The organism is Pseudomonas sp. PDM15 (assembly GCF_014851565.1).
In the GTDB taxonomy this organism is placed as follows: Bacteria; Pseudomonadota; Gammaproteobacteria; order Pseudomonadales; family Pseudomonadaceae; genus Aquipseudomonas.
In genome coordinates this window covers 734,185-744,421 of record NZ_JACVAA010000003.1, presented here as the reverse complement: position 1 = coordinate 744,421, position 10,237 = coordinate 734,185, and the positions used below count along the sequence as shown (strand labels likewise).

Sequence of the window (10,237 nt, the reverse complement as noted above, 5' to 3'; positions counted from 1 at the left end):
CGCGCATCCAGTTGAAGGAGAACAGCATCCAGGTCGGCGAGAACAGGATCGAACTGTCGCCAGGCATGGCCGTGCGGGCGGAAGTGAAGACGGACAAGAGAAAGGTGATCGATTACTTCCTGAGTCCTCTCAGGGAGTATCAGGATGAAAGTTTAAGAGACAGATAGATTCATCTGAGGAGGATCAGTGATCGGAAGATATGTTTTTGAAACTTGTTTTATGCTGGCTTTTTTGGCCTTCTGGTTGGCCTGCTTACTTTTTCCAGAAAGTCAAACTCTAGGTGAAGCTCTTCCGACGGTCGCTAGTAGCGCGCATTGCGTAGTTGCCGCGGCGATAGCCTCTGTCTTTGCGGCCTGTATATTGGCCATTTTTCGCAATGAGACAAATGTAATCGAGGTTTTTGGTTCGTGGGAGGTGATGATTTTTGGCTTGCTTATTTCGACGTTCTGTTATGGGGGTGTATTTATTCTGTATGGTGGCTACATGCCCGGTGGAAATGGGTTGACAATGCGCGTGATTAGGGGTGGTGCAGAGTCAAATTTAGCTCTTTGCCTTCTGGTGTCAGTGGCATTCTCGCTAGGAGGAAGCGCCCTGTATTTTGCTGGTCAAGGACTGAAAGGTTTTAATGAAAAAATATAGTAAGGCACTGAGAAGGAGCTTGATATGAGCGGTAATCAAAATGAAAAATTGACAGAGGATGTTACCCAGTTCTCCCAGGACTTAGCCTATGAAACAGCAAAAAACAGTGCAGAATATTTTTCTGATCTCGCTCAATCAGAGGCTCAGGCATATGATCAGTTAGCCGGGAAGGCTTATGCCGATCTTCAGGCGGCTCAGAGGCTTGCTCAAAAATACGCCGAAAGAGCGATAGCTGAGGGTGACGCATCTCGGGCTGATTATTTTAATAATCTGTCAAATCAATTTAATGAAGTGGCTCATTCAAAAGAAGGGCTTACTAGCGAGCGCTGGATTAATGGCGTTCTTTTGGATAAAGCTTCAGGTGTACTTAAAAGCATGGGGCCAATTGGTGATGGCCTTGATTTGGCAGAAGCGGCTTGGGCAATTAAAGAAGGAAATTACGACGAGCTAGGGCGTGTGTCGTCAGGAATTCTTGGGGGGATAGTTGCCGGTGCAATAGCTGCAGCATTTATTGCAACTCTTCCCGTTAGTGGCGGAATTGCACTTGGTGCGGCAATTGTAGCTGGATTATTTGGAGGGTGGGCAGGCGAATGGTGGTGGGATAATATCGTTTCCAGCTCCGTTAACACAGATTTTAGCGCCGCACAAAATTTTGTACAGCGTCGAGACCCTTTAGCACTTGATCTCGATGGAGATGGTATCGAAACAGTCGGTACCAACAATGGCATTACATTCGACTTTAATGGTGACGGTTTGAAAACCGGCACCGGTTGGGTCAAGGGTGACGACGGCTTCTTGGCATTAGATATCAATGGCAATGGCATTATTGATACCGGTGCGGAACTGTTTGGTGTTGATACCATCAAGGCTAATGGCGAGAAAGCCATCGATGGCTTTGATGCTCTGCGTGATTTAGACAGCAATAGCGATGAAGTATTCGATGCTCAAGATGCTCAGTTCGCTAATGTGCGCGTCTGGCAGGACCTCAACCAGGACGGCAACTCCCAGGCCAACGAGCTTAAGAGTCTGGCTGAGTTGAATATCGTTGCTATCAATCTGGATGCTACCGCCACCCGGCAGAACTCCAACGGCAACTTGATCAGCGCCACCGGCACCTTCATTCGTGGCGATGGCAGCGAGGGCGGTGTCAACGACAACCAGAGCCTCGCTGCCAACCTCGATCTGGCCAGTAATCCGTTTTATCGCGAGTTCACCGACTCCGTACCGTTGGATGAGCAATCCAAGACGCTGCCTGGCATGCGTGGCTCCGGTGCTGTACGAGACCTGCGCGAAGCTGCAGCGGGTAGCAGTGAGCTGCGCGATTCGCTGTCCGCATACTCGGCCGCGACGACTAGACAGGAGCAACTATCCAAGCTTGATGGCCTGGTTCGAGCCTGGGCTGCAACCGCGGACTTCCGTACCTGGGATGAGCGAATCGGTGAGCTGGGCAATGAAGGGCTCGAGGTCCGCTTTGCCTACTCCTGGGAGAAACCTGTTGGTGATGGTATCGGTACTGGTGCCAGCGGCGGCACGGCCGGCGGCAGTGCTGTACTTGGTGGCGGGGATTCCGGTCCGACGACAGAGCAGTTGGCCACACGAAGCCTGTTGGAAAAGATTCGTGTTTTGGAGGTTTTCAACGCACAGAACTTCTTCAACTTCTCCAGTACCAGCAAAACGGAGGCAAATGGGCAGAAAAGTGCCAGCTTCGAGGTAGCCTCCGGCACAATTTCCCGTTCAGTCAGAATGCTGTTGACTGAGGTACGGACTGTTTATCTGACGGAGAAAGATTTCGCCTTCAATGCTGAACAGATCAGGCTGCTGAACAATGCCTATGAAAGCCTGATGCAGTCTGTCTATGACGGGTTATTGTTGCAGACGCGCCTGAAGCCCTATAGCGATGCAGTATCTCTGACGGTTTCCGAGTCCGGCTTGGCCCTAGACTACAGTGGCGCTCTCGACAAGCTTACTCAGGTACATGCCAGCGATCCGATCAAGGCGATCGTTGACCTTCTCGAGCTTGGGTCAGTGCTCGCTGGCCGTGCCGGATGGAGCGGTAATGAGGTTGCTCTTGCGGGTGATTGGGTTCGTCAGTTGACGCCAAATCGCTATGCCGAACTTCAGGTACAGCTCGGTGCCAGCAGCAGCGTGGCATTCGCTTCTCTCGATAGCCTCAACCTTACCGGAGGCGGTCAGACTGACTTCCTGTTCGGCTCGGCGGGTAATAACTCGCTGAAAGGAAATGCCGGCTCTGACTTCATGGACGGGGATGCAGGAAGCGATACCCTCTACGGCGGGGCCGGAAAAGACTGGCTGAAAGGTGGAGAGGGTGCTGATAGGTTGTATGGTGAGGACGGTCGAGATCAGTTGCTGGGCGCAGAGGGCAATGACACGCTGAGTGGCGGCAACGGCGACGACGTGCTCGATGGTGGAATCGGCAACGACAACCTGAGTGGTGATGTCGGTAGCGACGTATACCGTTTCAGCCGTGGCTGGGGTCAGGACTCGGTCAACAACTACGACACCAGCACCGGCAAAGTGGACGCGATCGAGTTCGCTGCGGACATTGCCCCGGGTGACATCATCATCACCCGCTCGGGTAGCGATCTGGTTCTGTCGCTGGTGGGTTCGACCGATAAGGTGACGGTGAACAACTACTTCACCAGCGATGGTGCTAGCACCTACAAGCTGGAGGAGATTCGTTTTGCCGATGGCACGAGCTGGAGCGTCGACAAGGTCAAGGAGCTGGCGCTGCGTAGCACTGGCGGCGACGACAAACTGACCGGTTATGCCAGCGATGATCAGCTCAATGGTGGTGCCGGCAACGACTATCTGTCTGGTGCGGCAGGCAACGATGTGTTGGGTGGTGATGCTGGTAACGACAATCTGTCCGGCGATGACGGCAACGACAGCCTCAATGGGGGTGAGGGCAACGACAACCTGAGCGGTGGCAACGGCAACGACGCACTCAATGGTGGTGCTGGCACCGACAGTCTCAACGGTGGCAGCGGCAATGATGTGCTGGACGGCGGTGTCGGCAATGACAGCCTAAGCGGCGATGCCGGCAATGACGTATACCGCTTCAGCCGCGGCTGGGGTCAGGACTCGGTCAACAACTACGACACCAGCACCGGCAAAGTGGACGCGATCGAGTTCGCTGCGGACATTGCCCCGAGCGACATCATCATCACCCGCTCGGGTAGTGATCTGGTTCTGTCGCTGGTGGGTTCGACCGATAAGGTGACGGTGAACAACTACTTCACCAGCGATGGTGCTAGCACCTACAAGCTGGAGGAGATTCGTTTTGCCGATGGCACGAGCTGGAGCGTCGACAAGGTCAAGGAGCTGGCGCTGCGTAGCACTGGCGGCGACGACAAACTGACCGGTTATGCCAGCGATGATCAGCTCAATGGTGGTGCCGGCAACGACTATCTGTCTGGTGCGGCAGGCAACGATGTGTTGGGTGGTGATGCCGGTAACGACAATCTGTCCGGCGATGACGGCAACGACAGCCTCAATGGAGGTGAGGGCAACGACAACCTGAGCGGTGGCAACGGCAACGATGCACTCAATGGCGGTGCTGGCACCGACAGTCTCAACGGTGGCAGCGGCAATGATGTGCTGGACGGCGGTGTCGGCAATGACAGCCTAAGCGGCGATGCCGGCAGCGACGTGTACCGCTTCACTCGCGGCTGGGGTCAGGACTCGGTCAACAACTACGACACCAGCACCGGCAAAGTGGATGCGATCGAGTTCGCGGCGGACATTGCCCCGAGCGACATCATCATTACCCGCTCGGGTAGCAATCTGGTTCTGTCTCTGGTGGGCTCGACCGATAAGGTGACGGTGAACAACTACTTCACCAGCGATGGTGCTAGCACCTACAAGCTGGAGGAAATTCGTTTTGCCGATGGCACGAGCTGGAGCGTCGACCAGGTCAAGGAGCTGGCGCTGCGTAGCACTGGCGGCGACGACAACCTGACTGGTTATGCCAGCGATGATCAGTTCAATGGTGGTGCCGGCAACGACTATCTGTCTGGTGCGGCAGGCAATGATGTGTTGGGTGGTGATGCCGGTAACGACAACCTGAATGGTGGTAACGGCAATGATGTGCTCGACGGTGGCGCTGGCAACGACAGCCTGAGCGGCGATGCTGGTAGCGACGTATATCGCTTCAGTCGTGGTTGGGGCCAGGACACGGTCAGCAATAACGACAGCAGTACCGGTAAGGTAGATGCGATCGAGTTCGCGGCGGACATCGCTCCGAGCGACATCCAGGTCACTCGCTCGGGCGACAATCTGATCCTGTCGCTGGTGGGTTCGACCGATAAAGTTACTGTGAGCAATTACTTCAACAGTAATGGTGCGAGCAACTACAAACTCGAAGAGATCCGTTTCGCTGGCGGTACTGTGTGGGCCCTCGCTGATATCAAGCAAATGACAGTATACGGCACGGCTCACAACGACTCGTTAGCTGATTGGGACAACCTGGGCGAGTTGCATGGTGGCGCTGGCAACGACACCCTTGACGGTGGCAATGGCACTAACCGGTTGTTTGGTGAGGCGGGTGACGATGTGCTGAGGACGGATACCGGCTCCTCCGACAACAACGTACTGGCCGGTGGTACCGGCAACGACACCCTGAACGGCAGCTACAAGAGCGACACCTACCTGTTCAACCTGGGCGATGGTGTGGACAGCATTGTCGAGACTGGCACTCAGACCGGCGCAGTGGATGTACTGCGCTTCGGCGAGGGCATCAAGCTGGAGGATCTGCAATTCCAGCGCTCCGGTGTCGATCTGGTGATTGCACATGCCAACGGCGTGGACAAGGTGGTGCTGAAGAATGCACTGACCTCGACCACGGTGATGGCTACCTGGGGCTCTACGACGCTCATTGAGAAAGTCGAGTTTGCCGATGGCACAACTTTGACTTGGGCGCAGCTGTTTGCGAACGGCTGGGTACAGCAGGGTGGTTCCGGCAATGAGACGCTGATTGGTCATGCAGGTACCGATGAACTGCGCGGTGGTGCCGGTAACGACACCCTCGACGGTGGCGATGGCAGCAACCGCCTGTTCGGTGAGGCGGGTGACGATGTGCTGAGGACGGATACCGGCTCCTCCGACAACAACGTACTGGCAGGTGGTACCGGCAACGACACGCTGAACGGCAGCTACAAGAGCGACACCTACCTATTCAACCTAGGTGATGGTGTGGATAGCATTGTCGAAACCGGTAGCCATACCGGTGCGGTGGATGTACTTCAGTTCGGTAGCGATATCGATGCAGAAGAGCTTTGGCTGAGTCGCTCGGGGAATGACCTCAAACTCCAAGTGATTGGTACTGATGATAGTGTCAGCATTAAGAACTGGTATTCGAGTAGTTCCTATCAGGTCGAGCAGCTCCAGGTCGCGGATGGTCGTGCTCTGACTGCTAGCCAGGTGCAAAACCTGGTGAATGCCATGGCCAGCTTCGGTGTACCGTCTGGCGGTGAGAGCAACCTGACTGCCGATCAACGTCAGCAACTGGATGTAGTCATCGCAGCCAACTGGCAGTGATAGCTATCGAGTGAAAACAGAAGGCCCGGCATCTGCCGGGCCTTCTGCATTCTGGGCCGCGGCACTGACTCCCTGCGAGCGCGTAGCGCTCAAGTCGCTCTGATTGCACTTTACTTTCTGCGAAGTCTTCGTGATCACATCCAGGCTATATCTCTAACCAAAGCTGATGAAGGGTGTTTTGGTCAGTTATTGATGAGTTGAGATCGGTGCGGCAATCTGGAGCAGACTCATAGACCCGAGTACTGCATGTACACCAGCGACTTCCCCGACGACGCCGCGCAGACCGAGCGTACTCGCGAGACCATCCTGCGCTACCACCTGAGCTGGAAGCACCGCGACCTCGAAGCGGTGCTGACGCTGTATCACCCGGACATCGAGTACAACGACTTCTTCCAGCAGCGCACCATGCACCTGGCCGACCTGCGCGAGTACGTCGAGAACAACCTGCCGCGGCGCCCCGGCGAACTGCTGGAGCATGTCGACCGCATCCGCATCGATGGCCACACGGCATTCATCCAGTACCGCTTCGCCCTGCAGGGCGGCGAGCGCCTGGCGTCGTTCCGTACCGGTGAGGCGATCACTGTGCGCGACGGACTGATCTGGCGGATCAACGAGTACGCCACGCTGGTGCACGAGGCGCGTTCGGCAGGCGAGGGCGGCAGTTCGCGTCCGGCCACTAGCCGCCTGGGCCTGTCCGCACGCCAGCTGAGCCTGCTGGCGCAGGACCTGCAGGATTACTTCCACAAGCACCGGCCGTTTCTCGATCCGGAGCTGGACCTGCAACAGGTGGCCGCGGCCACCGGCTATAGCCGCAACCAGATTTCCCACCTGCTTAACCAGGTGCTGGGGCAGAGCTTCTACCGCTATGTCAACCAGGCGCGCCTGCAGCATCTGCTCGACGGCCTGGCGGCGGGCAGCGACCCGAGGCGGGTAGACGAGCTGGCCTTCGCCGCCGGCTTCAACTCGCTGTCGGCTTTCTACAAGTGCTTCCGCGAGCGCATGGGCATGACGCCCAAGGCCTACCTCAAGCAAACTTCCTCGCGGGCCCGCACGCAAGACAAGCCCTGAGCCACCTCACTAGTCTCTGCCGATCAACCGACGACGGAGACCCCGATGACCTCGTGGCGCAACATCAGCCTGTGGATGGATCAGCTCGACGAGCCGCTGACGCCGAGGCCGAGCCTGCAGGCCGACCTGCGTGCCGATGTGGTGATCGTCGGCGCTGGCTACACCGGCCTGTGGACCGCCTACTACCTCAAGCGCCAGGCACCGCAGCTGCGCGTCGTAGTGCTCGAGGCCGAGACCGCCGGTTTCGGCGCCTCCGGGCGCAACGGCGGCTGGCTGATGGGCAATATCCTTGGCGAGGACCGTCTGCTCGCCGGCCTGCCGGCCGAGCCACGGCGCGCGGCCTTCGACCTGCTGCACGGCATCCCCGATGAAGTGGCGAGCGTCACCGAACGTGAGGGCATCGCCTGCGATCTGCGCAAGGGTGGCGTGCTCTATTGCGCGGCGCGCTATCCGGAACAGCTGAGCGGCCTGCAGGAGCATCTACAGCACCTGCGCGGCCTCGGCCTGGGCGAGGACGACTATCGTTGGCTCGAGCCGGCCGAGCTGGCCGAGCAACTGCGCGTGGCCAATCCCTATGGCGCGCTCTACAGCCCGCACTGCGCGACCATCCAGCCGGCCAAGCTGGTGCGCGGGCTGGCGCGCTGCGTCGAGGCTATGGGCGTCGAACTCTACGAGCAGAGCCGGGTGACCGAGTGGGAACGTGGCTTGGTCCGTACCGCCAGCGGCAGCGTCAGCGCGGACTGGGTGGTGCCGGCCGTCGAAGGCTACGCCGCCAGCCTGCCGCCGCTGGGCCACCACCAGTTGCCGGTGCAGAGCCTGATCGTCGCCACCGAGCCATTGCCGGCGGCCACCTGGGCCGAGATCGGTCTTGCGCGCGGTCAGGCCTTCAGCGAGGCCAGTCGCCAGGTCACCTACGGCCAGCGCAGCGCCGACGACCGTCTGGTGTTCGGCGCCCGCGGCGGCTATCGCTTCGGCGGCCAGCTGCGCAGCGACTTCAACCTCACCGAGGACGAGCGCGAGCTGCGCCGTTATCTGTTCGGTGAGCTGTTCCCGCAGCTGCGCGACGTGCGCCTGACCCACGCCTGGGGCGGCAACCTGGGCATGGCCCGGCGCTTCCACCCGCACATGCTGCGCGATACGCGCAACGGCATTGCCCTGTCCGGCGGCTACGGCGGCGAGGGCGTCGGCGCCAGCAACCTGGGCGGCCGCACGCTGGCGGCGCTGATCCTCGGTCAGGACAACCAACTGACCCGCCAGCCCTGGGTGTACGGCGACTCCGGCCTGGAGCGCCTGCCCGGCTGGGAGCCCGAGCCGCTGCGCTGGCTCGGCTACAACGCCATCATCCGCAGCTTCGTGCATGAGGACCGGGTGCTGGCCGACCCACACAGCGCGCCTTGGCGCCGCCGTCTGGCCCAAGGCGTGGCGGGCTTTATGGAGGGTTTCATGAAATGACTGCGGAGAATCCGATGAACATCGACCACTTCAAGAACACCGCCGAGCTGGCTCTGGACGAGGTCAACCCGGTGGCCGTGCCGCTGGGCGAGCCCCATGCGGTAACCCGTACCCACAGCGTCGAGCGCAGCGATGGCGTCGAGGCTGGCGTGTGGGAATGCAGCCCAGGGCGCTGGCGGCGGCAGATCGTACAGCAGGAGTTCTGCCACTTCATCGCCGGGCGCTGCACCTTCACCCCGGACGGCGGCGAGCCGATCGAGATCCGCGCCGGCGACGCGCTGATGATGCCGGCCAACACCACCGGCATCTGGGATATCCAGGAGACGGTGCGCAAGACCTTCGTGCTGATCTTCTGATCGGTGCAACCCGCGTCACTGCCTAACAAGAACAATCAACGAGGTAACCCATGCTGAAGAAGATCCTCCCGCTGATGTTGATCGCAGCGGCCAGCCAGGCCGCCGATGGCGTGCGCATCTACAACTGGACCGACTACATCGCCCCGGACACCCTGAAGAGCTTCGAGAAGGCCAGCGGCCAGGCCGCCCACTACGACGTCTACGACAGCAACGAGACCCTCGACGCCAAGCTGATGGCTGGGCGTTCCGGCTACGACGTGGTGTTCCCCTCCAACCACTTCATGGCCCGGCAGATCCAGGGCGGCGCACTGAAGCCGCTCGACCGCAGCAAGCTGCCTGGCTGGAGCAACCTCAATCCGGTGCTGATGACGGCCCTGGAGACCAACGATCCGGGCAACCGGCACGGCTTCCCCTACCTGTGGGGCACCACCGGCATCGGCTACAACGTCGACAAGGTCAAGGCCGTGCTCGGCGAGGGCGTGGCGGTGGACTCCTGGGACCTGATCTTCAAACCCGAGCACATGGCCAAGCTGGCCCAGTGCGGCGTGGCCATTCTCGACAACGGCCCGGAGATGCTGCCGATCGCGCTGCACCAGCTGGGCCTGCCACACCACAGCCAGAACCTCGACGATTACAAGAAGGCCGAGGCATTGCTGATGCAGATGCGCGGCAACGTGCGCTACTTCCATTCCTCCAAGTACGTCGGCGATCTGGCCAACGGCGACATCTGCGTGGCCATCGGCTTCTCCGGCGACATCATGCAAGCTGCCAGCCGCGCCGCCGAGGCGGGCAACGGGGTGAAGATCGAATATGTGATTCCCAAGGAAGGCGCGCCCATGTGGTTCGACATGGTCACCATGCCGGCCGACGCACCGAACGAGGCGGCAGGCTACGCCTTCATGAACTATCTGCTGCAGCCGGAGGTGATGGCCGCCATCAGCAACCACGTGCATTACGCCAATGGCAACGCCAAGGCCGACGGCCTGGTCGACCCGGCGCTGAAGGCCGACAACAAGGTCTACCCGCCGCAGGAGGTGATGAGCAAGCTGTACGCCCTGGAGGCCATGCCGCTGAAGATCGACCGGGTGCGCACGCGCATCTGGAGCAAGGTCAAGAGCGGTACCTGATCGTCCTCATTCGCTCTTGAAGCCCCGGCCGATCCGGGG

6 protein-coding genes are annotated in these 10,237 nt (G+C 59.4%); all 6 read left to right on the top strand.

Features of this window, described 5'->3' with window-relative positions:
* The first annotated feature begins 186 nt into the window (after window positions 1-186).
* The 6 genes from IB232_RS11440 to IB232_RS11415 all read left to right on the top strand — a co-directional run bounded on the left by IB232_RS11440 (window position 187) and on the right by IB232_RS11415 (window position 10,198).
* Window positions 187-639 carry a hypothetical protein gene (locus IB232_RS11440; RefSeq protein ID WP_192398704.1) on the top strand — a complete coding sequence of 151 codons (453 nt, stop codon included), beginning with the start codon at window positions 187-189 and terminating at the stop codon, window positions 637-639.
* A 24-nt stretch (window positions 640-663) separates the two neighbouring features.
* Window positions 664-6,195 (top strand): calcium-binding protein, encoded by a 5,532-nt coding sequence (locus IB232_RS11435; RefSeq protein ID WP_192398703.1) that lies wholly within the window; start codon window positions 664-666, stop codon window positions 6,193-6,195.
* A gap of 246 nt (window positions 6,196-6,441) precedes the next feature.
* On the top strand, window positions 6,442-7,263 hold the full coding sequence (locus IB232_RS11430; RefSeq protein ID WP_192398702.1) for a helix-turn-helix domain-containing protein: 822 nt from the start codon (window positions 6,442-6,444) through the stop codon (window positions 7,261-7,263).
* A gap of 45 nt (window positions 7,264-7,308) precedes the next feature.
* Complete coding sequence (locus IB232_RS11425; protein WP_192398701.1) at window positions 7,309-8,715, top strand: NAD(P)/FAD-dependent oxidoreductase; 1,407 nt, start codon at window positions 7,309-7,311, stop codon at window positions 8,713-8,715.
* 14 nt (window positions 8,716-8,729) lie between these two features.
* The gene (locus IB232_RS11420) at window positions 8,730-9,071 is read left to right on the top strand and encodes a cupin domain-containing protein (protein WP_192398750.1); all 342 of its coding nucleotides are present in this window, start codon (window positions 8,730-8,732) and stop codon (window positions 9,069-9,071) included.
* Between the two features lie 50 nt (window positions 9,072-9,121).
* Window positions 9,122-10,198: a polyamine ABC transporter substrate-binding protein gene (locus tag IB232_RS11415; protein WP_192398700.1), complete on the top strand. Its 1,077-nt coding sequence runs from the start codon at window positions 9,122-9,124 to the stop codon at window positions 10,196-10,198.
* Window positions 10,199-10,237 lie beyond the last annotated feature (39 nt).

Excerpts from the sequence above, each read along its gene's own strand:
- IB232_RS11435 (WP_192398703.1), top strand. The coding sequence starts at position 664 with ATGAGCGGTAATCAAAATGAAAAATTGACAGAGGATGTTACCCAGTTC.
- IB232_RS11430 (WP_192398702.1), top strand. The coding sequence starts at position 6,442 with ATGTACACCAGCGACTTCCCCGACGACGCCGCGCAGACCGAGCGTACT.
- IB232_RS11425 (WP_192398701.1), top strand. The coding sequence starts at position 7,309 with ATGACCTCGTGGCGCAACATCAGCCTGTGGATGGATCAGCTCGACGAG.
- IB232_RS11420 (WP_192398750.1), top strand. The coding sequence starts at position 8,730 with ATGAACATCGACCACTTCAAGAACACCGCCGAGCTGGCTCTGGACGAG.
- IB232_RS11415 (WP_192398700.1), top strand. The coding sequence starts at position 9,122 with ATGCTGAAGAAGATCCTCCCGCTGATGTTGATCGCAGCGGCCAGCCAG.